This is a genomic window from Weissella sp. MSCH1 (assembly GCF_045799135.1).
In the GTDB taxonomy this organism is placed as follows: Bacteria; Bacillota; Bacilli; order Lactobacillales; family Lactobacillaceae; genus Weissella.
Genome location: NZ_JBJMBA010000030.1, coordinates 36,001 through 61,596, shown reverse-complemented (window position 1 = coordinate 61,596; position 25,596 = coordinate 36,001). Strand labels below are relative to the sequence as shown.

Sequence of the window (25,596 nt, the reverse complement as noted above, 5' to 3'; positions counted from 1 at the left end):
CGTTGAGTTGCCGCTCAACGTCTTTTTCTTTGCCTTTATTACCACTATTATACCAAAAAGCAGGCGCAAACCCTTGATATACATGGGTTTGCGCCTGCTTTTATTCAAAATGTTCAGCTGAGTTTTGTCCCAGCCTCTTTTATTGTTGATTAAGTTTACTTACCGAATAGATTGAACATCCAATCGAAGAAACGCGTAACACCCTTTGGCACGCCGCCAAGGAAGTAAGCGAAACCAGAGAAGGCTGAAACCAAAATTGACGCAACAGAGGTAACGTTACCCGTGTTGAAAGTAGATTCCGGCTTATAAGCTGGTGTGTTATTTGTCAAATCTAAGTGGGTTGTCGTATTGTTCTTGAAAATATTAGGTAATGCATTTTTCTGTGCTGCTTCGGCAACGGTCGCTTGGTGGGCAACACTAGCCACGGCCGTTTGAGTTGGCTGTGAAGCATTGGTAGTTGTGACCGTGTCAGTTGTTGCAGGTGTATCAGTCGTTTGCTTGGCCGCAGCTACGCTTTTTTGAGATGCGCGCTCAGCAACCAGCTTTGGTGCTAAAGCCTGCGTTGTTGCATTAACTGAAGTGAGCACAGACGCCGCCGTGACTGTCGCTAAGTCGATAGCTGGCTTTGGCGTCTGACGAACGTTACGTGGTGCAACGCTGACGGCTGACTCCGAAGGGGCAACTGACGTTTGTGAAGCACTGCTTGCAGATGTAATTGGTGCTGCAGATGCACTTGAGTCGATTGATGACACAGGTGGCATTGGCACACTATTACTTGGTGCAACCGAACCTGGCAAGTCGCTACTCTTAGGCAAAGTAATTGAACTTGGCACGACGCTTAGCGAACTACTGTAACTTGGCGCGATTGATTCAGGACCTTCACTCGGTGCGACGGAGCTAGGTGCCATACTTCCGTGAGGTGTCACGGGTTCAGGCGCTTCGCTAGGCACGTTGATTGAATCTGATGGTGCAGGATAGCTAACGTTTTGAGTTGCTTGTAATGCAGCTAGCGAAGCGGATGCAGCTGATTCTTCTTGAGCGGCCAATGATGACACCATCGCGTTGTATGAAGCTGCTGAAGCTTCAGCAGCTTGTGAGGCAGCGATAGCAGACGCACGCGCATTATCGGCGTTGGCTTCTGCTTCAACACCTTCGGATGTCGCAATATCTGACGCACGTTGGGCATCCGAATTGGCGACATCTGTTGCACTTGAGTTTCCAGCGAAATAGACAGGGATAGTGGTCCCGTTTAGTCCGTGTGATGTTAGGTAATCAACATTTAGCGTCACTGATTGATCATTAATAAATGAATAGGCATTTTGATCAATGTCTGCTGGTAAGTTAGTTGTTGCAATTCTATTTTGTAGGAAATTGTCAGGAATAGTAGCAATATAATTGCCGGCAGCATCTGCGGTAACGTTAATGCTAATTGCATCCCCGAGATGTGAACTGCCAATATACATATTTTTAAACGTAACCGTGAAAGATTGTGACTGTGTAACCGGAGCGGTTTGCTCTTGACCAGGGATCACATCATCCGCGGCTACGTTGGTTGTGGTGTAACCAGCACCCAAACCTGTTAAAAGTAGACCGGTCGCTAATCCGCGGACCAGGTACTTACTCGTAGTCTCTTTCATTTTTTCTCTCTTTTCTCTATAAACCATACATTCCCGTATATTATACATGGGTTTGTATGAGTTAAATCATTTATCCGTAAAACTAGAAAATGTTAACGCGTAAAGTAGTAACTAAAGGAAATGGCTTTCAAAATCCAAGCAACTATCAGACCAAATAAAGGTAGGTTTCCTAAAATAGCTCGCTTTATAGAGTTACGTCGAACCGCTGTACGGACGACGCGAATAACGCCTAAGAGAATGGCAATTGATAATAACCCTAGTGAAAGGGCCACGATACCGACTTGAACCGGTCGAATCATTGTATCTGCCACACTCGATATACCGTAAAGGCCGATAAAGACGGGTAACAAGAAGTTTACGATATCAAACTTCTTTGCTTTGCGTCGAGGTGTCACCTTGGTTTCAGGCGTGGCGGATACATGTGTCGTGTCAACTGAGTGAGGTGACATCATGACAGCATTCTCCATTTCTATAACAAACTATATAATCTCTTTTTTTATATCTCTTAATTCACACTTGAAATCGGACATCTCTCTCAAAAGTGTCCAGTCATGCTGTATTATTTTAGCATTTTTAGTAAGTGCCTTCAACGAAACCAGCGGAACTTTTGGTGGTTGGGTGTTGCATGAGAGAGATTAGGGGAAACCTAAGATAACTGGTAAAATGGACCCAACAAAGCACTTTTTAAAGGAGGGGCAAATGGCACTTGAATTATTGTTTGGTCGGGCAAGCTCAGACCATGAATTAGCGTTGCTCGAACGTGTCCAAGCTACGTTAGCGGCTGATGATCAAGCGGAAATCTTTTATGTGGTCCCGAACCACATTAAGTTTGAAACGGAAATTCAGGTTTTGAACCGACTAGCAACCCTACAGGATCGGCATGGCGCGGCAGTTGCTGTGCCAAATGTGCAGGTTTTTTCACTGAGTCGTTTGGCTTGGTACTACATGCAAAACGATCCCATCTATCGGCAAGCCAACTTGTCAGCGACGGGGATGACAATGCTGGTGCAATCATTGTTACGGGCGCATCAAACGGAACTTGAATTGTACGGTAACCTATTAACGAAGCAAGGTTTTATTAGCCAGTTTGCGAGTCAAATTTTGGAACTTAAGCAAGCTGGCTTGTCATGGCAAGAAGTTCGTGACATGGCGGATGCCTTAACCCAACAAGGGACGCTTCAAATGAAACTCCATGACTTAGCTTTGATTGGTGAGGCCTTGGATCAAGAATTAGCTGCGCGCAACCAGTATTTAAGCAGTCAATTATTGGCAGCCTTACGGGTTTATTTAGCAACTGAGAAGACGGATGTCTCACACCACTACTATTTCATTAATGGTTATTCCCAAATGACGACCCCAGAACGTGGCGTGGTTGAAGCGTTAATCGAACGGGCAGGGGGCGTCACGATTGCCCTGCCGGCTGATGATGGTTCGGCCAGCGTGACAGCAGAGAGTTTGTCAGAAAATGATTTATTTTATCGGCCTAAGCGCTTAGCACAGCAATTGCGTCAGTTTGCGACCGACCATCAAGTGGCGGTTACCGCAAGCAGTGTGACCGTGCAACGACCAGTCAGTGAAACACTGACGACAGTTGAAGCATTTTGGATTGATTACGAACAAGAAGGCGTGAAACCCAACAGTCAGACGCCAAGCCCCAAGGATTTGGCGATTTGGCAGGCGACGACGCGCTATCAAGAAATTGAACAGATGGCCCGCATGATTCGTCAAGAAGTGGCTAGTGGCAAGCGCCGCTACCGGGACTTCATGTTAATGACCCGAGATTTAGGACAGTATGAAAACATGTTGCCGGCAGTTTTTGCACGCTATCAAATTCCGGTATTCATGGATTTGGACCGGCCGATGGCGGCCCATCCCCTAGTGGCCTTTCTTGATAAACTTTTCCGCTTAGCACCGGCGTATACAATCGCGGATGTCATGGGCTTGTTGAAAACGGAATTACTGATTCCAGCAGATGTGAGCGTCGCTGAGTACCGGGAAGCGTTGGCGGAAACCGAGAATTACGTATTGGCTAAAAATACCCCAGGATGGCGCTGGACAGATAAGCAACCTTGGCAATTTGATCGTAACGTCGCCGATTCAGATGATGAAGTTTTGCGGGAACATGTGGCGGGAAAGGATGCGCAATTGGCGCTGATTCATGATCAAATTAGCACCGTTGTGGCACCGTTCTTGGCAGATCTTGCCAAGGCGCCAGATGCGCGCGAGATGGCACGACGTCTCTACCTCTTCCTAACAGAAATTGGCATGCAACAACGTTTGCTAGCATGGCGTGATGCGGCGATTGCACAGGGAGACTTGTGGACGGCTCAGCAGCCAGAACAAGTTTGGCGCACGTTTATTGGTGTGCTAGATGATTTTGTCGCGGTCTTTGATCATACGCCAATGACGATTGCGGAGCTGCAAGAATTGCTGAAGGCGGCCTTTGATAGTGCTAAGTACACGGGTATTCCAGCTACGATGGATCAAGTCCGCGTGTCGGAAAGTGGCATTGTGCAACGCCAGGGTTACCATACGGTGATTGTTTTTGGTGCCACCAGTGTGAATTTACCAGCAACGACACGTACAAAAGCATTGTTGCATGACGGTGACCGAGAAATCTTGCAGGATCGGTTACCAGAGCACGCGTTCTTGCGGGAAACATCTGAACAGCAAATGGCACAAGAATCATTGCTGATGTATAGTGCGATGATGACGGCTGCTGATCGTTTGATTTGGCTCTATGCAACTAGTGATGGCGAAGGTAGCCAACAACCATCAACGTATGTTACCCGCTTAGCAAAACAATTTAACGTGCCGGTCCGCCATTTTGCAGCGTTGCCAGATCCGAATACGATGCGCATTAGCGATTATGTCGGCACGGTTGATAGTACATTAGCGCATTTGGTTAGCGTGAATCGCCAAGCGGCTAATCAGCAACCCGCCGGCACATTGAGTAGCGCTTGGCAAACCTTGCAACAACAAGTTAGCCAAATAGCACCGGATAAGACGGCACGGTTGATGGGTGGCCTGACGTATCGTAATGAGCCGCAACAAATCTTGGCATCACTGATGAGTCAGTTATTTAGTAATGATTTGAAGGTGTCGATTTCACGTTTAGAAAATTATGCCAAGAACCCCTTTGAGTTCTTCCTGCAGTACGGCTTGCGTCTCAAGGAGCGACAAGTTTTGCAACTAACGCCGGCTGAAAAGGGGACGTTGATGCACACAATTCTAGAGCAGTTGTTCGCTGAATTGATTCGCCAAGACAAAACGTTAAGCGAATTAACAGATAGTGAGCTAGAAAACCTGGAACGCAATATCTTGAACGGCTTGCTACGCAGTGGGGATGCCACGTTTGATATCTTCAGCAGTTCTGCGCGAATGACGTTTTTGACGCAACGTTTGGCCGCTCAAGTTCATGATACAGTGCTGAATATGAAACGTGGGCAGTTGGTCGATGGTGGTGTTCACACATTAGGTGTTGAGGCCGGCTTTGGCTTACCACATAGTAAGCTCAAGCCAGTCCAGTACGAATTACCCTTAGGTAAGGTGACGGTCCGCGGTAAGGTTGATCGGTATGATTTGGTTGAAACTCCGACTGGCAACTTTTTGACGATTGTTGATTATAAGTCAGGCAAGCGGACATTTGATTACACCCAGGCCTTCGCCGGGTTGGAGTTGCAATTAATGACTTATTGGACGGCTATGCTGGCGAATGCGACGGTGTTACCACCAAGTGAGATGGGCGGGGCCGTCTTCTGGTCACTCCAAAATCCGTGGATTAAGGTCAAGGATATCGCAGGTGATACATTGGCTGATTTACAGACGCAAGCTGATGTGGCAGCGGCAAACCAAGGTACCTATCGCGGGGTTTTGCGCAATGATGAGGCCTATATTGAGCGACTTGAGGGCGTCGATGGTGTGAAGGCACCATTTGCCATCAAACGTAATAAAAACGGATCGTTTGCGAAGGCGGCAGACGTCGTCGATGAAGCCGATTTGGATATTCTGTTGGCCTTTAATGAAGTCAAAATCCGCCAGATTGCGAGCCAAATTTTGGCCGGGCAGTTTCCGTTGTTACCATTCCGCGATGGCCCAAACAAAACTGGGATGATGTATACGCCGTTTAAGCCAGTCATGATGTTTGATGCCATGATGGGGAATCAGTATCGCAATATTAAAAAGCTAGATGCTAAGGATGCTTTGGCAGCGATGCAATCAGTTATTACAGACGAGGAGGACGACTAGACCATGAATTTTACAGCATCACAAGAAGCCGCCATTACGGCACGCGGTGAAAATATTTTGGTGTCTGCCTCAGCGGGATCGGGTAAGACTCGTGTGTTGGTTGAACGTGTGACCCGTCGCTTGTTAGCGGGGGAAAATGTAAATGAGTTTTTGATTGTGACGTTTACAGAAGCCGCTGCTGCGGAAATGAAAGAGCGACTTGAAGGTGCGATTCGTAGCGCCTTAGCCGAGTCTGAGGGTGCACAACGCCAACACCTGTTGAAGCAATTGCGATTGTTAAACGTCGCCAACATTTCAACGTTGCACGCGTTTGCTCTGCGGTTGATTGAACAATATCACTACACTATCGATTTGGACCCCCAGTTCCGTCTATCTGATGATGCCGAACGGACGTTGTTGATGATGGAAGTGTATGGCGATCTATTAGAGGCGCGTTACGCTGATGACAAGGGCCAAGCGTTTGCCCGTTTTGCTTCGCAATTCGCTTCAGGGTCGACGGACGATCGGACGTTGCAGGAAGCCGTTTTTACGCTGTTCAACTTTGCCATGGCGCGACCAGATACGACAGCGTGGTTAGAAGGGTTGGCTGCACAATATGAAATTGCCGGTTCGTTGACTGAGACGCCGTTCTATCAGAATCAGATGTTGCCAATTATGACGTCTGAATTGCAGACGCTAGTGACACAGGCTGAGCAATTACTGAATCAAGCGCCCGATACGATGGATGAAGCGCCTGCTTTGAACCGTTTATTAAATTTGCAGACGGATACCGACACCTACCAACGGTTATTGCAAGTCGTCCAGGATGCGACGGTTAGTTGGGACGATATGCGCCAAGCCTTTTTGTCAGCCGATGTGATGGGCTGGGGGACTGGCGCAGACGGCAAGCGCAAGAATTTTACTGCAAAGCATGATCCTGAACTAAAAGCCGCCTGGGAACTGGTGAAGACCCAGCGTGAACGTATTAAGGAACGATTGGAGGCATTACAAAAGGGCTTTTTTGCCTTGGATGAAGCGGCCATGCAACTAGCTGTGCGTGGGGCTGGTGAAGTCATTACCGAATTAGTCGCATTTACGCAAAACTTTCGTGAGGCCTTTTTAGCAGAAAAGTTACGTCGTAAGGTCCTAGATTTTAATGATTTGGAACACTTTGCGCTTCAAATTGTCAGCCAACCGACAGTGCAGGCTGAGTTGCAATCACGTTATAACGAAGTGATGGTTGATGAGTATCAAGATACGAATCAGCTGCAAGAAGCGATTTTAAGTTTTATTGCGAGCGGTGATAATACGTTCCAAGTGGGTGATATTAAACAGTCGATTTATAAATTCCGTCAGGCGGATCCAACTTTGTTTGGTCATAAACTCGCGACGTACCCACAAACGCCGGGCAATACGTTGATTACACTGCAGGAAAACTTCCGCTCACAACCAAACGTCACGAATTTCATCAACTTTATTTTTGCGCAAATCATGAGCGACGGGTTGGGTGATGTTGAATACACTGGCGAAGCAGAATTGGTCGCCGGGGCCGATTATTATCCAGCTGACTTGCCCAAAGAAGCGGAAATGATGGTGTACCTAGATGATGGGACAACAACAGACGATGCTGATGACGGTCCGGAGGTTGCCAATGAGTATGGCTTTACGAAAGCAACGGGTCAAATTCGGATGATGGCGTTGAAAATTAGGGAGTTAATCGACACCAAGTTTGAAATATTTGATCGTAAAGCCGGCGAAAAGCGACCGGTGACGTATAGTGATATGACGGTTTTGGTGCCAACTAAGAATCAAAATTTGGATGTCTTGGATGTGTTCCGTGAAATGGACATTCCCATCGTCGTTAATGGGGCAGAGAGTTATTTCCAAACGACTGAAATTTCAGTCATGATGAGCTTGTTGCAGGTGATTGATAACCCACACCAAGATATACCGTTGGCAGCAGTATTGCGTTCACCACTATATAACATTGATGAAAACGGCTTAGCGTTAATTCGAACGCAAGCGATGACGGAAGATTTCTATACAGCGGTGCAAGCGTTAGCAAATAATGCGTTGACAATTGCCGTTGCCGGCGTTTCTGAGACCCAGGTTAATGAGACGATTGCGGCGGTGCAACGTTTCCTAGCGGATTTGGAGAGCTTCCGGACGTTGGCTGTCCAAAACCAAATTGTGGATTTGCTATGGCAGATTTATAACACAACGGGGTGGCTGGATTATGTCGGTGGGTTACCATCTGGTCCGCAGCGTCAAGCTAATCTGCATGCATTGTATGAACGGGCTGCCGCTTACCAAAAGAGTAGCTTCGTCGGCTTGTATCAATTTATTAATTATGTGACGCAGCTACAAAGTCAGGACAAAGACCTCGGTGAAGCGGATGCAAACGTGGCGAGCGACAGTGTCTCATTGATGACGATTCACCACTCGAAGGGGCTGGAGTTTCCGATTGTGTTTGTCCTGAATAGTACCCGTCGCATGATTAGTCAGCGCGAAACAATGGGTGACATTCTGCTTGATGCTGAAGCTGGGGCCGGGATGGATTACATTGATTTGGATCACCACCTCAAGCTACCGACGCCACAACGCGAATTCGTTAAACAAGCGCGCGTTCGTGGCGCTTTCGCCGAACAATTACGGGTGCTCTATGTTGCGCTAACGCGTGCTGAACAACACTTGTTTATGGTGGGGGCGTATGACAGTGTGAAAGCCCTATGGGATAAGTGGTCGTTAGCTGAAGCGGGCACGGAGTGGATGTTGCCAGAGTGGGCCCGCCTTGAAGGAAAGTCGTTCATGGATTTGATGGGGATGGCCTTGATGCGCCATCCAAAGGCACCAGAATTGGCTAACGTGCTGACAGCTTACGATGATAAGGATGTTGTTGATTTCGGTGAAATTCGGACGAAAGCACCAAAGCAACCGTTTAACTTTGGCTTAGAAATCGTGAATGGGGCTGATTTACGCGCACTAGTTGATGCCTATCAAGCGATGCCAATGTCTGAGTCGACATCAGAAAAGACCGGTGCCACGCAGGACGGCATCATCAATGATTGGCGTTCGGTATTGCAATTTGATTATCAATTTGATGAGGCGACCCGCGCCACGGCGTACCAGTCAGTTTCAGAAATTAAACGCTTATTTGAAGATCCAGATTTGGCAGCTGGTCGCGGCTTAGTCGATGGGCGTATCCAAGCAGATGAATTTGCAGGATTGCGTTTTACGGATGAAACATTACCGGAGCCAACCTTTATGCAAGAAGCAGAAACGCGTATTTCATCAGCTGCGATTGGAACTGCAACGCACTTAGTTATGCAACGCGTTGATCTATCGACAGGAGCACCGACTCAGGCTGACTTGCGCGCGCTGGTGGCCGATTTGGTTGACCAAGAGTTAATCGAAGTTAAGGTGGCCCATCTGATTTCGTTGTCTAAGATTGAACGTTTCTTCACGAATTCGCCTTTGGGCAAGCAAATGGTGGCGCATGCTGACTCTTTGCAACGTGAAGTGCAGTTCTCGCTTTTGCTGGATGCAGATCGTCTGTACAAAGACTTCCAGGGATCAGAAAAAGTTTTGATTCACGGTATTATTGATGGTTATTTCCAAGTTGATAATGAGGTGTGGTTGTTTGATTATAAGACTGATCGGGTAACACCTGAAACAGCGACTGAAACACTCACGCAACGTTATTCAGGTCAATTGAACGTTTATGCACAGGCGCTAATAGCGATGGGAAAGCCGATGCCACGTCGGTTTATTTATGCCTTTAGTGCAGAGAAAATCATCGCATTAGACTAACTTAAAAGAAGTGAAGCGTCCGCCATTTGGGAGGGCGCTTTTTTCAGGTTCCGATTTATAAAAACACACAAAAAATTCTTGATTAGATTCCAAGAAAGCGCTTGCAAAAGAAAACAACTCGTTTATAATAATGTTTGTGAAGAAAAGAACAAATAGTCATTGTTAACACGAGGAGATTAGACATGAAAGCAGCAGTTGTTCGTGAAACGCCAGATGGATTTGTAGACTTGATTGATGATTGGCAACCCCGCGCCTTGGGATTTGGTGAGGCGCTGGTTGATGTAGAATACAGTGGTCTTTGCCACACTGATTTGCACGTCGCCAATGGTGATTTCGGTAATCCGAATGAGATTAATCCACGCGAATTCCGTCGTGTTATTGGGCACGAAGGAGTTGGAATCGTGACGAAGCTTGGTGAAGGCGCATCGGATTACTTGAAGTTAGGTGATCGCGTTTCAATTGCTTGGTTCTATGATGCTTGTGGAAACTGTGAGTACTGCAACACGGGAAATGAAACGTTCTGCCGTAAGGTGCGTAATGCTGGTTTCTCAGTTGATGGGGCGATGGCGCAACAAGTAGTCGTCAACGCTAAATATGCGGTTAAGGTGCCAGAAGGTCTTGATCCGATGGAAGCATCATCAATTACATGTGCCGGTGTGACAATGTATAAGTCGCTTAAGGTCGGCGAAACAAAGCCAGGTCAATGGGTCTCGGTAGTTGGGGCCGGTGGTTTGGGTAACTTGGCCATCCAGTACGCGCACAATGTGTTTGGTGCCCACGTGGTAGCAGTCGATGGTAACCCAGACAAGTTGGAAGCAGCTCGTCAAATGGGAGCCGAATTGCTCATCAACCGTAAGACAGAAGACGTGCCTGCTATTATCCAAGAAAAGGTTGGCGGGGTACACAACGCACAGGTAACGGCTGTTAACACACAAGCGTTTGATCAATCAATTGCGTCATTGCGACCAATGGGTAAGTTGGTTGCCGTGGCATTGCCAAAGGGTGACATGCAGTTGAATGTTGTGAAGACGGTCTTGGATGGTATTGAAGTGAAGGGCTCACTTGTTGGAACACGTGAAGACTTGAAGGAAGCCTTCCAATTTGGTGCAGAAGGTAAGGTTAAGCCAATCGTGACGCGGGCTGATATCCGTGATATTAATGATGTGATTGATGCGATGCACAACAACAAGATTACTGGTCGCATGGTCTTTGATTTCAAGAGTCTCTAAAAAGTTAAATTGTGTGATGTGATCTGAATAATGGGTTCCACGTGAGAGGGAACATTCAAAAGGTCATCGCGCAATTAACAACTCCTAAAATAACGAATCTTCCGATGACGATAAAAAACAACCCCTGACAGCGGATACGCTGCAGGGGTTGTTTTGTGTTATCAATTAATTAGCCAGGCGACGTTGGCGACGTCTTGAGGCGCGGTCGAGAATAAAGGTGACGACTACGAAGAGCATCATGATGCCAAACATTGAGGCAAACAAGGCTTTGTATGAGCCGCCATCAATCATTAAGCCACCGTATAGTGGGCCAACCGCACGACCAAGTGAGATGGCCATCGTCATGAAGCCTTGCGCCCGACCTTTGGCGTTGGGGTCACTGATGTGATCGATCCAAGCGGGCATTTGTGGGCTAGCAAACATTTCACCAATCGTCAAAATCATGAAGGTGAAGATGAACATTGGATAGGTCTTCGCGTTCATTAGGAATAGGAATGATACCGCGAACAAGGCGGTTCCGCCTAAGACAGTGAGTCGGAATGGCAGCTTTTCGATGATGCGGTCTAGCAGACCTTGCCCGACGATAATCACGATACCGTTAATCGTCCATAGGAATGAGTAATCTTGGGTTGTCATCCCCAAATCAGTCATGTGCGTTGCAACGACGGTTTCCCATAGAATATAACCCATATAAAGGGAGAAGGCCAAACCGAGCAAGGCATAAATCAGCACAGGCGTCCTGAAATTGCTCTTGGCAGCCTTAGCGGCGTCTTTAGTCGCTTGGGCGGCGAGTCCCTTTACGTTGAAGTAGCGGAAAACCATGATTGAGAAAATAAGATACATGATTGTTGCGCCACCGAAAACGAATTGTACGCCGTGATTGAATAGAAAACCGACAATAGCGGTTCCGACGACGACACCGACGTTCATGAACAGATATTGCAAATTGAAAACCTTACGGGAATCAATCGACTGAATCGTGGCCGCATATGAATTTAAGAGCGTGTAGATAATTCCATCTGCAAACCCTAGAATTAGCATGAAAATTGCAAAGACTGGCCAGGAATGCCAAAAAGTCAGGGCCGCCAACATAGCCGTTGCTAAGGCGACAGCACCTAAGATTGATTTGTAAGGGCTCCAACGATCAAATAGATGACCACCAACCCAACTACCAATCATCATCATAATCGAGAGTCCCATCACGACCATGCCAGCCATGGTCATGGTCTCATGTAAGACATTGTGCATGTACAATGTTGCGATGGGCCAAATGAGTGAGGCACCGGTTGATTGGAATAATGTGGTGATATAGAGTATTGGCGCTTTAATCTCAACGTGTTGCGGTTTGAGCGCTTCGCCATCTTGTTGTGATGACTGGATTGCCATAAAATCCTCCATTGTGTCAGCTGACACAACTAATTGTAATTAACGTTATTCCATAGTAGGTAACCACTATATATAACGTCGCGCACGGTACTGCAACCGTGCCTGTCCGTTTATTCTATGCAGAAAAGTGTAGCACATTCTCACATCTTGATATACTAATAGGGAGTGAAAAAATTTTAAACGAAATAAATCGGGGAACGCATTATGGCTATTACACGACCAGAATATATTTTGGCAATTGATCAGGGAACAACGGGGACACGTGCAGTGATTTTTAATCATAATGCACGACGCGTGACGTCAACTGCAATTCCGATGACATCGATCGTCCCGCATACGGGGTGGTTGGAACAACGTCCGCTTGATATTTGGCGGACGGCACAAACTGCGATTGCGGATGCACTAATTAATGCGGGTATTCGTGGGGATGAAATTAAAGCAATCGGCATTGCCAATCAGCGCGAGACGACATTAATTTGGAACCGCCACACCGGCCAACCGATTTATAACGCGATTGGTTGGTCATCAACACAGTCGCAGAGCATTGCAGATGCGTGGCACAATGCTGGTCACGATGAGTTAATCCGTGCCAAGACAGGCCTGCCGGTTAGTGCGTACTTCTCAGCAACCAAAATTCGTTGGATATTGGATCATGTTCCGGGTGCCCAGGCGCAAGCTGAAGCTGGCGACCTAGTTTTTGGAACAGTTGATACTTGGTTGGTGTGGCAGCTTACGGACGGGGAAGTTCATGCAACTGATGCGTCCAATGCAGCTCGAACAATGCTATATAACATTCATACGCAAGCGTGGGATGCTGAATTGTTAGCGCTGTTCAATATTCCAGCAGCCATGTTGCCACAGGTTCACACGAGTAGCGATGTGATTGCGCACACGAATCCGATGCAATTTTTCGGTGGTCGGGTGCCGATTGCCAGTGTAATCGGGGACCAAAATGCCTCATTAGTTGGTCAATTGGCGCTAGAGCCTGGCACGATTAAGAATACTTATGGCGCAGGTGCCTTTTTATTGATGAATACTGGGTATGAACCGGTGATGTCCGACAATCAATTGGTCACAACCATTGCCTATCAAGTGGGGGATCGTCCCACCTATGCGTTGGAAGGGTCAATTTTCTCAGCTGGTTCGGCTGTGCAATGGCTTCATGACCGATTAGGGTTGATTGAGACGCAGTTGGATGCCTGGCAAGCGGCAGAAGCATCAGAAAACGCTGATGAAGTATATGTTGTCCCGGCCTTTAACGGGTTAGGGGCACCGTACTGGGATCCCCAAGTACGTGGGGCAGTCTTCGGTATGACGCGAGGCACGGGTAAAAATGATTTTATCAAAGCAACGTTGCAATCCATTGCGTATCAGACGGCGGACATTTTGGCGATTATGAAAGCTGAGTCGAAATATGATGTCATTAAAATGAAGGCTGATGGCACGGTTTCGCGTAATCCATACTTGATGCAATTCCAGGCGGATGTGGCTGATATTCAAGTAGAACGGGCAATTGATGAAGATACGACACCACTTGGCGCCGCATTCTTAGCCGGCCTAACAGTTGGTTATTGGCAAGATTTGTCAGACTTAGAACAGTACGTGCCACAAGGACGTCAATTTACAGCAAGTTTGACGGCAGAACGTCGGGCAACGTTGTTAACTGGCTGGCGAAATGCAGTCAGGGCAACGCAATTCTTTTCATCTGAGTCCGAATAATCAGAAAAATTACAATGTAAGCGTTTTACATTTTTGTAGCATATTTGTGTAAAAAAGTTTATAATGTTTGTAAAAGGTACCGGTAGTGAGATGCTGGTATTATGAAATACGAAATGAAACTGATTTTTTGAGAGTAAAGGAGCATTCATCGTGCCTGCAGAAATTACAACATTGTTGACATTCTTCGGTGGAACTGGAGATTTGGCTAAGCGTAAGTTGTACCCATCAACATACAACTTGTTCAAGAAGGGCTTCTTGCAAGAACACTTCGCCGTTATCGGAACGGCCCGTCAAGAATTGACGACAGAAGAGTTCCACGAGATGGTTCGCGAATCAATTGCTGACTTCGTCGAAGACCAAGCGAATGCTGAAGAGTTTATTTCACACTTCTACTACATCCAACAAGATATTACGGATTCAGCTGCTTATGCAGATATGTTGACGTTGAACAACGAATTGGATGCTAAGTACGGTTTGAAGGGTAACCGCATTTTCTACATGTCAGTTGCCCCACGTTTCTTTGGAACAGTTGCCAAGTACTTGAAGTCAGAAGGTTTGATCACTGAGAACGGTGAGTACAACCGTTTGATGATTGAAAAGCCATTCGGAACATCATTTGGCACTGCTGAAGACTTGCAAAATGAGTTGTCAGAAGCCTTTGATGATGCCCAAATCTTCCGTATCGACCACTACCTTGGTAAGGAAATGGTTCAAAACATTGCGGCTGTCCGTTTTGGAAACCCATTGTTTGATGCAGCTTGGAACAAGGATTACATCGAAAACGTGCAAGTGACTTTGTCAGAAGTTTTGGGTGTTGAAGAGCGTGCCGGCTACTACGATACAGCTGGTGCTTTGCGTGATATGATCCAAAACCACACGATGCAAATCATTGGTTGGTTGGCAATGGAGAAGCCAGCGTCATTTAAGGATACGGATATTCGTGCCGCTAAGAACGCTGCCTTCAATTCATTGAAGATTTACAACCGTGAAGAAGTTGCTGAAAACTTTGTGCGTGGTCAATACGGCGAGTCTGCTGATGGTACGCAAAAGAAGTACTTGGATGAAATGGACGTGCCAGCTGATTCACAAAACAACACATTTGTGGCTGGTAAGTTGCAATTTGAGATGCCTCGCTGGGAAGGTGTGCCATTCTACATCCGTTCAGGAAAGCGTTTGGCTGCTAAGTCAACACGTGTGGATGTTGTCTTCAAGAAGGGCTTGAACATCTTCGGTGGTGACGTTGAATTGGCAAACCCAGTTTTGACTATTTTGATCGATCCTAAGGGTGGTATCGAATTTAAGATTAACGCCAAGGACGTGACGTCAGAATTCTTGACGCGTGTTGTTAACTTGAACTGGACGGTTTCAGACGAAGACAAGAAGTTGACGCCGGAGCCATACGAACGTATGATTCACGATGCAATGGACGGTAACGGATCTAACTTTGCCGACTGGAACGGTGTGGCAATTGCTTGGAAGTTCGTTGATGCTATTCAAGAAGCATGGGATGCAACCCGTGAACAATTCCCTAATTACGTTTCAGGTTCAATGGGACCAGTTGCGTCAGATGAATTGTTGGCCAAGGATGGCAACGAATGGGTCTTCAAGGGCTAATTCGTTAGGACTAAATAGAGTTAAAAAAGGTACACACTATTAACGGTGTGTGCCTTTTTGCGATAAGGAGACAGTTAAATGGCAGAACGGTATACCCCGATTGAACTAACGAACATGATTATGATTGAAAACCCGATGACGCATGAAGTCTTGGTTGAAGACCGTCAAAATCCAAAGTGGCCAGGGGTGACTTTTCCCGGCGGGCACGTCGAAGTAGGTGAAACGGTGACGCAATCGGTTTTTCGTGAAGCGCGTGAGGAAACAGGGCTAGAAATTGAAGCGCCTCAATTAATGGGCATTAAGGAATGGCCACTAGAAAATGGCGCGCGTTATATTGTCTTCTTGTACAAAACAACGTCGTATAGTGGTGCCATTCATTCGGGGCGGGAAGGTGAAATTTTCTGGACAACGCGTGAAAAACTGCTTGACGGGACCTATGTGCTGCCAAATACATTCGCAGAGATGCTGCCGGTATTTGATGAGCCAGCTATTAATGAGCTAGCATTAGGCGCTCGTGTCGATGGTGAAGAGCGCACAATTTCATGGCAATAGGTTAAAACGTTTAACTTGTAAAAGCCGAACGTCCGAAAAACGCTGGCTGAAGAGTCGGCTTTTTTTGTTTGTCTTCGGTTTTAAAGCTGTTTTTGATTTTTTATATGAACGGACGTGTTATACTAAACCTATAATTATAAAAATTACCGAACGTTCGAGGTTTAGAAATATGAAAACACGTCGTAGTGATCGATTGGTCGATATGACCCGTTACTTGTTAGAACGACCACGCACTTTGGTCTCATTGACGCAATTTGCAGAATTATATGAAAGTGCCAAGTCATCAATTTCAGAAGACTTGACGATTTTGAAGCGTACCTTTCACGAGCGTGGCATTGGTTTGCTAGAAACAATTCCTGGGGCAGCTGGTGGGGCACGCTTTACGCCATACATGGTTGAATCTGAAGCTGCTGATTTCGTTGCCTCATTAGTTAACGCAATTGACGATGAGACCCGTGTCTTGCCAGGTGGCTATGTCTACCTGTCTGACTTGTTGGGACAACCTTGGTTCTTACAACGCATTGGTCGTTTGATTGCGACACAATATTTGCGTGAACCAATTGATGCCGTGATGACAGCAGCTACAAAGGGTGTGCCGGTTGCGCAAGCCGTTGCTGAACAATTGAATGTGCCATTTGTAATTGTCCGTAATGATACTAAGGTGACGGAAGGTCCCACGATGTCTGTTAACTATGTGACTGGACAATCACAACGGCTTGAAAAGATGGAATTGTCACGACGCTCATTACCAATGGGATCACGTGTCCTTATTGTCGACGATTTTATGAAGGCTGGTGGTACAATTCGTGGTATGGCATCTTTGGTTAAGGAATTCGAAGGCCAAGTTGTTGGTGTCGCTGTTGTTGCGGAAGGTCGCGTTGAGCACCGTGTGATTGATAAGTACACGTCATTGGTACATGTTGATACCAACAAGGATGACGGCATCATCAAAGTTAAAGCTGGAAACTATGCTGAAGAAATTTACGGTGAAGGCTCACCTGCTGAAATTTCATCTGCAGATTAATGAGGTAGGAAGTAAAAAACATGCAACGCTTTGTTATTATTTTGGCCGCTGGTAAGGGAACTCGCATGAAGTCAGACTTGCCAAAGGTTTTGCACGAAGTTGGTGGCAAGCCAATGGTTGAGTTGGTTCTGGAAACTGCTCAAAAGGCTGGCGTAGAAAAAATTGTGACGGTTGTTGGTCACGGGGCTGAACAAGTTGAAGCAACGTTGGCTGGACGATCAGAATTTGCTTTGCAAGCAGAACAACTTGGTACTGGTCATGCCATTCAAATGGCTGAGCCACAATTGGGTGATGCAGATGGTATGACGTTGATTGGTTCAGGGGATGCGCCTTTATTTACGGTGGATACGTTTAACAAGTTGTTTGATTTCCATGAGCAATCTAGTAATGCCGTAACTGTTTTGACGGCGAAGGCACCTAACCCAACAGGCTATGGTCGTATTATTCGTGATGAAAACGGCAACGTGGTTCGCATTGTTGAACAAAAAGATGCCACGCCTGAAGAGGCAGCTGTTGATGAAATCAACACTGGGGTCTACGTGTTTGATAATCAATTGTTGTTTGCGAGTTTGAAGCAAGTGACAAATGATAACGCCCAAGGTGAGTACTACTTGCCTGATACGTTAGAAATTTTGCGTAACGCTGGCCACACAGTTGGTGCCTTTGTTATGGATGATTTTGATGAATCGATGGGTGTTAATGACCGTGTCGCTTTGGCTCGGGCAAACAAGGTATTGCGTGATCGAACTAATGAGATGCATATGCGTAACGGGGTCACGTTGATCGACCCAGCCAATACGTACATTGACGTTGATGTAACGATTGGTCACGATACGATTATTGAACCGAATGTCTACTTGAAGGGGAAGACAGTTATTGGTTCTAATGTCTTGATTACATCAGGATCACGCTTGGTTGATTCAATTGTGGCAGATGGTGCCCAAATTGATGCCTCGCACTTTGAGGAAGCGGAAGTTCGCGAACGCGCTTCAGTTGGGCCATTTGCACACTTGCGTCCGGCGGCATTCTTGGATGTTGAAGCCCACGCTGGAAACTTCACAGAAGTTAAGAAGGCGCATTTGGGTAAGGGATCAAAGATGGGCCACTTGTCATATCTTGGTGATGCGACGGTTGGTGAGGACGTTAATATCGGTGCCGGTTCAATCTTCGTTAACTATGATGGTTTGCACAAGTGGCACTCAAATGTTGGTGATCGTGCCTTTATTGGCTCAAACTCAAAGATTGTTGGACCGGTTAATATCGGTGCGGAAGCCTTTATTGCGGCTGGATCAACGATTACTGATGATGTGCCAACGCACGCAATGGGTATTGCGCGTTCACGTCAAATTACGAAGTTTGATTTCTGGAACCGCACACCATTGCATGAGAAGTTTGATGATACGGAATCAGCAAAGCGGGCAGCAAAAGCAGCGTTTGATGCTTTCTTAGCCGATAAGTAATTGATGATAATAAATAGGCCGGGTCAGAGACATTCTGATTCGGCTTTTTTGTACACATTGCTAACGAAATTAGAAGAATATGTGAAAACCTTCGGGAACTGTGATGGGATATTCGTTGAAGAATACTGAAAAAAACTGTACAATGTAACTATTGAACACTTGAGGAACACAGTGATGTGTCTATGGAGGGCAACATGGCGACCTATGCGGATCCGCATTTGAAGATTTTTTCATTGAGCAGCAATCAGCCTTTGGCGGAAAAGATTGCCGCTTCAATTGGCGTGGAATTGTCACAAATCAACATTGCACGATTTAGTGACGGAGAAATTCAAATTAACATTGAAGAGTCAGTACGTGGCGATAACGTATACGTTATCCAACCAACGTCAGCGCCCGTTAATGATAGCTTGATGGAATTAATGATTATGATTGATGCATTGCGTCGTGCAAGCGCAAAGTCAATCAACGTTGTTATGCCATACTATGGTTATGCACGACAAGATCGTAAGGCTCGTTCACGTGAGCCAATCTCAGCGAAGTTGGTTGCCAACATGCTTGAGATGGTTGGTGCAACGCGTGTCTTGGTTTTGGATTTGCACGCTGCGCAAATCCAAGGTTTCTTCGACATTCCTGTTGACCACATGATGGGTGCACCATTGTTGGCTGATTACTTGATTACATCAGGGATTGCCGATGATAATACTGTCGTTGTGTCACCAGACCACGGTGGTGTGACGCGTGCACGTGCTTTGGCTGAATTGCTAGGTTCACAAGAACCAATTGCCATTATTGATAAGCGTCGTCCAAAGGCGAACGTTGCGCAAATCATGAACATCATTGGTGATGTTAAGGGGAAGCGTGCCATCATGATTGATGACATGATTGATACCGGTGGTACGATTTCACAAGGTGCCCAAAAGTTGAAGGACGAAGGGGCTGCTGAAGTCTATGTTGTGGCAACGCACGCTGTCTTCTCTGGTAAGGCCGTCGATACATTGCAAAACTCAGTCTTTGAGAAGGTTATTGTAACGGACTCAATTAACTTGCCAGAAGAGAAGAAGTTCCCTAAGTTGGTACAAGTTACGACTGCTGAATTGATTGGTGAAGCGATTAAGCGAATCAATGAGAACCAAGCGGTTTCTCCATTGTTCAAGAACCGTTTCCACCGTACGGTCGACTAATATATTTTGACAGTAACAGCATTGTTCTAATAATGATTTAGAGCAGTGCTTTTATTTTATAAAGGGGTTATATGATGGCAAAGAAAAAGATGATTTTGGATTTGGATACTGGTGTAGATGACGCCTTGGCTTTGGCGTATGCGTTGGCCACGCCGGATTCAGATTTGATTGGTGTGGTTTCTTCATTTGGAAATACACAAGTGACGACGGCAGGTGAAAATACACTGAAGCTACTTGAGCTATTGGGTCGTACGGATGTTCCAGTCTTTATCGGGGCGGCGCATTCATCGACAACGGATAACTTTGAGACAATGCAAGTGTCGATGGATATTCACGGTAAGAATGGTATCGGGGATGTGACGTTGCCTGCACCGACGACAGCTTTGTCATCGCAAACGGCGGTCGATTTTATTATTGAATCAGCACACAAGTACGCTGATGACTTGGTAATTGTACCAACTGGTCCATTGACCAACTTAGCTGAAGCTTATCAAAAGGACCCTGAAATCGAAAACTTGATTGGCAACGTAACGCTAATGGGTGGTGCTTTGGTCGTGCCTGGAAATGTGACGCCTTATACCGAAGCTAACATTAATCAAGATCCTGAAGCAGCTGATTATGTGTTCAAGCATGCTAAGCACCTAGTGATGGTTGGTCTTGATGTTACTTTGCAAACGCTGTTAACAAAGAAAGAAACACAAGTTTGGCGTGATTTGGGTACTGAAAAGGGCCGTGTCTTTGCAGACATCTTTGATTACTACATTGATGCTTACTACGACTTGGACATCAACAAAGCTGGGGCAGCTTTGCACGACCCATTGGCTGTTGGTGTGGCAGTTGACCCCAACTTGGTAACGTTGTTGCCATTGAATATGATGGTGACGCATGAAGATGGACGTACAATTGGTGATCCAACCCGCTTGCGTGATCCACATAAGAATAACTTTGCAGCTGTGGCAGTTGATGAACCATTCTACTTGGAACGTTTCATGAATTACACGACAGCATTGTTTCGTTAATTAACATGTAAAAAGCGATGGGAAATCATATCGATTTCCCATCGCTTTTTTAACTAACGTAAATTATTTATTGCGACGACGCACTGGGCGAATTACAAAGGCGTAAATCGCAGCGAATGCAAGCATCACAAGACCAATAATTGACACGCCGACTTGCAAGTCTTGACCAGTTTCTGGCAATAGTTGTGCTAGTGCTGGCTTGTCATCAGATTTAACAGGTGTGTTATCTGATGATGCTGTGGTTGTGTTATCGGCTGGTGTCGTAGCAGGAGTAGCCGTGGTAGGCGTTGGTGTGGCTTCGTGCACGTCTTTAACTGCCTTGGCGATTGGTGTGTTACTCTTTGTGTCCACGTCACTGACAGGCTTTTTGTGGTAAGTGACCTTGATATCACCACCACCAACAGGTACTTCAACATTAGGCACTTCGGCTGTATAACCAGGCACAGTTGGTGTCTTAATCTTTGTTCCAGGCTTGTCATTGTATGAGGCGTCACCATCAGGCTTCAATGTTTTGCCGTCAGGATCAACTGGGACAACCTTACCAGGATAGTCTGTGTTTGTACCAACATCTTCACCGACAACTGGGTTGTTAGTGTCAGGCTTGTACTCGACCCATAAAGTAGGTGGGTTAGTTGAGGTATCAACTTTGATGTAATCGCCATCGACAGTTGCATAACCGCCGTCAACGGCAATATCACCACGCGTGTAATAAGGGATGTTTGGCAAGTCAGAAACCGGTACCTTTGTTTGGTTCTCTTCCCAAGGAACTTCAACAACTTGGGTTTGACCAGGGATTGGCACACGATTACCGTCCTTATCGCGGGTGAATGGCACAACAGTGACCTTCTTGGTGTTCTTTGTATAAACGAACGTGACGTCGCCGTCTTTGCCAAAGGTAACGGATTGTTCGCTAGCGCCCTTAACCTTGTAACCCTTAATTGTGTCATAAGCTTCAGCAGTTGCCGTATCGCCAGTCACACCAGTCATGGTTGTGTCGTCAGCGAGCTTGTTACCTTGTTCGTCTACGTGGTGTACCTTAATCGTTTGCTCAATTGGCGTGTAGGTTACGATGATGTGCTTAGGTTGATCGCTTAGAACGCCTGACAAATCGGCACCGGTAACTGTCTTGGTATAACCTGGCTTGTCAGGTGCGTCGAAGCTATAGTCGGTACCGACGCGACCAGATTGTGCCCCAGGTTCTGCAGCTTGTGAACCGTCTGCGTAAACGTACTCAATCGTTGCCGAACCCATGACAAAGTTAGGGTCGGGCGTGATGGTTGGGTTCTTTGTTGGCGCATCAGGTGTCTCGGGTGTAGACGGTGTCGTAGGAGTTGTCGTATCACCGCCATTACCTGTGTTGGTCTTGTCGCCGTTGTTACCGTTCTTGCCGTCATCGGGCGTTGAAGGTGTAACAGGAACAGTTGGTGTAATTGGCTTTGGCTTCTCACGGAAGTAATACGTCACTGTATTTGTGTCATCCATGTAGACGCCGGTCACGATACCCGATTCCGGATCGTAGTAATCCTTTTCAGAATCAGAAGCTTGACCCGAACCGGCATACATATACTCGTCGGCATCGGTACCGCTCAAGACGGGGATACCGAACTTATATGATGAGTTAAAAGGACCGCTCTGCTCAATTGGGTACTTGTATGATGAATCAATTTGTAGATACTTACCAGTTGGATTACCGTTAGCATCGATAACTTCGGCCTTAACCGTTGCGGTTTCGGTCTTTGGCGTGTATTCGTACTCGTAAGTTGGCGTGTCATCATCATTCAAAGGATTGATTGTTGGTGTCTTTGTCAACGTATAACCAGGTATGGTTGGTGGCGTATATGAAGGCGTGTCACCGTAGTCACCAGTGACGGTCGTCTTCCCAAGAACTGTACCATCTGGTGTCTTTAACACGATGTTGGCAGTTTCTTGATTCTTCTTATACACGTAGGTAACCGTGTCAGGTTCAATGTTGTGGTTTGTTAAGTACAGCGTGCCGTATGGGGCACCGTAACGTGACAAGCCAGCAAAGGTACCGTAACTACCGGGCGCAATTGATCCGCCTTCTGACGGACGTAAGACGCCACTGATTGGGTTCCCGTTGCGATCCGTGACTTGCAATGTTTCGGTAATTGAGCCAGCTGGATCGGTAATCGTCTTAGTTGCGATGGCCCATTGGCGGCCGTTGTCATCGTAAAGGGGCTCTGTTGTTGTTGTGCCAACAACATAAGTCGTCTTTTGGTTTGAAACGGTACCGGTCGCGTTAACGGGTGTCTCGGTTAAGGTATAACCAGGAATTGCTTTAGACGTTGTGGTGTAGTCTTGCCCTACGATTGCGTTACTTTGTGCCACGGCAGGTGCGATATCCTTGCCGTTAACGTCCTTGAAGTACGTTGTTTGGGTTGTGCGAACGGGGATATCCATTGAAGCATTTGAACCGCCGTTATACAAATTAACTTCACCATTCTTAACTTGCACACGATATGAGACGCCACGATCGCCAGTTAGTGTTTGCGTACCGTCGCCATTGAAGGTTAATTGGGTGCGTTGACCGTAGGCACTGATGTAAATTGCGTGCACTTCGGGGTTGGCTAAACCGGCGTTAATGTCTGCAGTATTAACTGAGAAGTACCAATTACCACTTGGAACTAGCCAGCTTTGATCTTTTGAGGTTTGGGAATCAAAGGTGAGGAATCCGTTTGCCACATCGTAAGTAGATGATGGTGTTGAAACAGAAAACCCATCTGTTGCAGCGACAACAGAAATTGGGGCAGACAGTGCCACGGTCCCTAATAGTGCGACACTAAATAGCAAACGACGTGTTGCCGAACGTCGTGAAACTTTATATGTATCCATAATATGTTACGAACTCTTTCTTTCTCTTTTGTAATTACTAATAATAAGCAATAACCTTTGTATATTATCGTTAGTTTTGAGTGCGTAAACAACAAAAATGGCGTTTGAATTTTTTGATGAATTTTTAAATTTTTACAAAATTAGACATTAAAAATACTTTTAGATTGTTTTTGTATACTATTTTTTAGTTGTTTCCCATTGTTTTAGAGTGGTGTTGGTTCATTTGAATAATGTGTCTCATATGCGGGACTATTCTCGTCGCTCTCGTGAGAAATGCCATAATGATTAACCGCTAAATTTAGGAATCTTAGCTGTGTGCATAAAAAAATCATGTTGAAAAAGGCGTATCCATTCTACTTGCAAAACGTTGGTGGGGCGTGTAAACTTAGTTCTTGTGAGTTATGTTGAAATTTGTTTCAACAGCTCTCCTTGCCGGCAGGAAGTCGGCCATAGACCAAAAGGAGGAAGTTATTATGGCATACGAATTGACGTACATCATTCGCCCTGACATGGACGCTGATGCTAAGAAGGCATTGGTTGAGCGTTTCGACAAGATCTTGGCGGACAACGGTGCAACGGTGGCAGAGTCTAAGGACTGGTCATCACGTCGTTTTGCATACGAAATTGCAGGTTACCGTGAGGGTACTTACCACATCGTTAACTTTACTGCAGAAGATGACGCAGCCATCAACGAATTTGATCGTTTGGCAAAGATCTCACAAGATATCTTGCGTCACATGGTTGTAAAGCGCGACTTTGCATCAGCTGAGTAATTGTTAGCTTAATTGTCTAACATTTTTATTGACTTAGTTTTATTGGTCGATGGACCATTGAAAGGAGACTTTCCATATGATTAATCGTGTTGTTCTGGTTGGTCGCTTGACGCGTGACGTTGAATTACGTTACACGACTTCAGGTGCTGCTGTCGGAACTTTCTCACTTGCTGTTAACCGTCAGTTTACTAACGCTAATGGTGAGCGTGAGACCGACTTTATTAACGCCGTTATCTGGCGTAAGTCGGCTGAAAACTTTGCGAACTTTACCTCTAAGGGGTCATTGGTTGCGGTTGAAGGCCGTTTGCAAACTCGTAACTACGAGAACCAACAAGGTCAACGTGTATATGTCACAGAAGTTGTCGTTGACAACTTCTCATTGTTGGAGAGTCGCGCTGAAAGTGAGCAACGCCGTGCACAAAGCGGTTCAGCAAACAATAACTTCGGCGGTGGTCAACAGGGTGGCAACCAAGGCGGCTTCAATGCCGCGCCAGCACAAAACCCATTCGGTGCACCTGCATCAAATGGTAATGTGTTTGGTGGTGCGTCAACACCTGCACAATCATCTAATGATCCTTTCGGTGGTGGTCAAGAGGTTGATATCTCTGACGATGATCTACCATTCTAAGTTGATATATCTAATTGTCTAACGACATAAGTCTATCAGGAGGAATTAATCATGGCACAACAACGTCGTGGTGGCGGCCCTCGCCGTCGTCGTAAGGTTGACTTTATCGCAGCCAACCACATCGAATACGTGGATTACAAGGACACTGAATTGTTGGAGCGTTTCATCTCAGAACGCGGTAAGATCTTGCCTCGTCGTGTGACGGGTACGTCTGCTAAGAACCAACGTAAGGTGACGACTGCTATCAAGCGTGCACGTGTTATGGGTCTTTTGCCATTCGTTGCAGAAGACTAATAGCGTAACGCTTTTAGTAACAACCTTAAAAGAGCGACTCAGCTTTTGCTGAGTCGCTCTTTTTTTATTCGCAGCAAGTGTGTTTTTACCTTTTGGCAGATGAACATGGCTGTTTAGCTGAGTATGCTGATACTGACCGATTTTAAGCCATAATGTTTTCAATTGTGGGTCGTTTGTTTGTACATATCTG

General features: G+C 46.2%; 17 protein-coding genes. 13 read left to right on the top strand and 4 right to left on the bottom strand.

What is annotated here, in order from left to right; translation table 11 throughout:
• Window positions 1-155 precede the first annotated feature (155 nt).
• Together ACJ28U_RS02585 and ACJ28U_RS02580 are read right to left on the bottom strand one after the other, a co-directional pair.
• On the bottom strand, window positions 156-1,637 hold the full coding sequence (locus ACJ28U_RS02585; RefSeq protein WP_407618280.1) for a hypothetical protein: 1,482 nt from the start codon (window positions 1,635-1,637) through the stop codon (window positions 156-158).
• Window positions 1,638-1,729: 92 nt separating this feature from the next.
• A complete protein-coding gene (locus ACJ28U_RS02580; RefSeq protein ID WP_145463410.1) occupies window positions 1,730-2,104 on the bottom strand; it encodes a hypothetical protein in 375 nt (124 codons plus the stop codon).
• 232 nt (window positions 2,105-2,336) lie between these two features.
• On the opposite strand from ACJ28U_RS02580, the gene ACJ28U_RS02575 reads away from it, so the two are divergent.
• The 3 genes from ACJ28U_RS02575 to adhP all read left to right on the top strand — a co-directional run bounded on the left by ACJ28U_RS02575 (window position 2,337) and on the right by adhP (window position 10,903).
• A complete protein-coding gene (locus ACJ28U_RS02575; protein WP_407618279.1) occupies window positions 2,337-5,885 on the top strand; it encodes a PD-(D/E)XK nuclease family protein in 3,549 nt (1,182 codons plus the stop codon).
• A 3-nt stretch (window positions 5,886-5,888) separates the two neighbouring features.
• Complete coding sequence (addA, locus tag ACJ28U_RS02570) at window positions 5,889-9,674, top strand: helicase-exonuclease AddAB subunit AddA (protein ID WP_407618278.1); 3,786 nt, start codon at window positions 5,889-5,891, stop codon at window positions 9,672-9,674.
• A gap of 182 nt (window positions 9,675-9,856) precedes the next feature.
• On the top strand, window positions 9,857-10,903 hold the full coding sequence (gene adhP, locus ACJ28U_RS02565) for an alcohol dehydrogenase AdhP (RefSeq protein ID WP_010370721.1): 1,047 nt from the start codon (window positions 9,857-9,859) through the stop codon (window positions 10,901-10,903).
• Window positions 10,904-11,068: 165 nt separating this feature from the next.
• Here adhP and ACJ28U_RS02560 read toward each other — a convergent pair whose 3' ends face one another.
• Window positions 11,069-12,289, bottom strand: a complete 1,221-nt coding sequence (locus tag ACJ28U_RS02560) for an MFS transporter (protein WP_099088685.1) — start codon at window positions 12,287-12,289, stop codon at window positions 11,069-11,071.
• Between the two features lie 204 nt (window positions 12,290-12,493).
• On the opposite strand from ACJ28U_RS02560, the gene glpK reads away from it, so the two are divergent.
• From glpK to ACJ28U_RS02525, 7 genes are all read left to right on the top strand, one after another.
• On the top strand, window positions 12,494-14,008 hold the full coding sequence (gene glpK / locus ACJ28U_RS02555; RefSeq protein WP_099088686.1) for a glycerol kinase GlpK: 1,515 nt from the start codon (window positions 12,494-12,496) through the stop codon (window positions 14,006-14,008).
• Between the two features lie 150 nt (window positions 14,009-14,158).
• A complete protein-coding gene (gene zwf / locus ACJ28U_RS02550; protein WP_043708965.1) occupies window positions 14,159-15,622 on the top strand; it encodes a glucose-6-phosphate dehydrogenase in 1,464 nt (487 codons plus the stop codon).
• A 78-nt stretch (window positions 15,623-15,700) separates the two neighbouring features.
• Window positions 15,701-16,174 (top strand): 8-oxo-dGTP diphosphatase, encoded by a 474-nt coding sequence (locus ACJ28U_RS02545; RefSeq protein ID WP_099088688.1) that lies wholly within the window; start codon window positions 15,701-15,703, stop codon window positions 16,172-16,174.
• A 169-nt stretch (window positions 16,175-16,343) separates the two neighbouring features.
• Window positions 16,344-17,198 carry a pur operon repressor gene (purR, locus tag ACJ28U_RS02540; protein ID WP_010370704.1) on the top strand — a complete coding sequence of 285 codons (855 nt, stop codon included), beginning with the start codon at window positions 16,344-16,346 and terminating at the stop codon, window positions 17,196-17,198.
• Between the two features lie 20 nt (window positions 17,199-17,218).
• Window positions 17,219-18,658, top strand: coding sequence for a bifunctional UDP-N-acetylglucosamine diphosphorylase/glucosamine-1-phosphate N-acetyltransferase GlmU (glmU, locus tag ACJ28U_RS02535; protein WP_407618277.1), 1,440 nt, complete (start codon window positions 17,219-17,221; stop codon window positions 18,656-18,658).
• 194 nt (window positions 18,659-18,852) lie between these two features.
• A complete protein-coding gene (locus ACJ28U_RS02530; RefSeq protein WP_010370699.1) occupies window positions 18,853-19,839 on the top strand; it encodes a ribose-phosphate diphosphokinase in 987 nt (328 codons plus the stop codon).
• 74 nt (window positions 19,840-19,913) lie between these two features.
• A complete protein-coding gene (locus ACJ28U_RS02525) occupies window positions 19,914-20,858 on the top strand; it encodes a nucleoside hydrolase (protein ID WP_099088690.1) in 945 nt (314 codons plus the stop codon).
• A gap of 63 nt (window positions 20,859-20,921) precedes the next feature.
• Here the strand turns inward: ACJ28U_RS02525 and ACJ28U_RS02520 are convergent, their stop codons facing one another.
• The gene (locus ACJ28U_RS02520; RefSeq protein ID WP_407618276.1) at window positions 20,922-23,711 is read right to left on the bottom strand and encodes a MucBP domain-containing protein; all 2,790 of its coding nucleotides are present in this window, start codon (window positions 23,709-23,711) and stop codon (window positions 20,922-20,924) included.
• Window positions 23,712-24,184: 473 nt separating this feature from the next.
• On the opposite strand from ACJ28U_RS02520, the gene rpsF reads away from it, so the two are divergent.
• From rpsF to rpsR, 3 genes are all read left to right on the top strand, one after another.
• Window positions 24,185-24,484, top strand: a complete 300-nt coding sequence (gene rpsF, locus ACJ28U_RS02515) for a 30S ribosomal protein S6 (RefSeq protein WP_003608769.1) — start codon at window positions 24,185-24,187, stop codon at window positions 24,482-24,484.
• 76 nt (window positions 24,485-24,560) lie between these two features.
• Complete coding sequence (gene ssb, locus ACJ28U_RS02510) at window positions 24,561-25,112, top strand: single-stranded DNA-binding protein (protein WP_010375108.1); 552 nt, start codon at window positions 24,561-24,563, stop codon at window positions 25,110-25,112.
• Window positions 25,113-25,163: 51 nt separating this feature from the next.
• Complete coding sequence (gene rpsR, locus ACJ28U_RS02505) at window positions 25,164-25,406, top strand: 30S ribosomal protein S18 (RefSeq protein WP_003608765.1); 243 nt, start codon at window positions 25,164-25,166, stop codon at window positions 25,404-25,406.
• Window positions 25,407-25,596 lie beyond the last annotated feature (190 nt).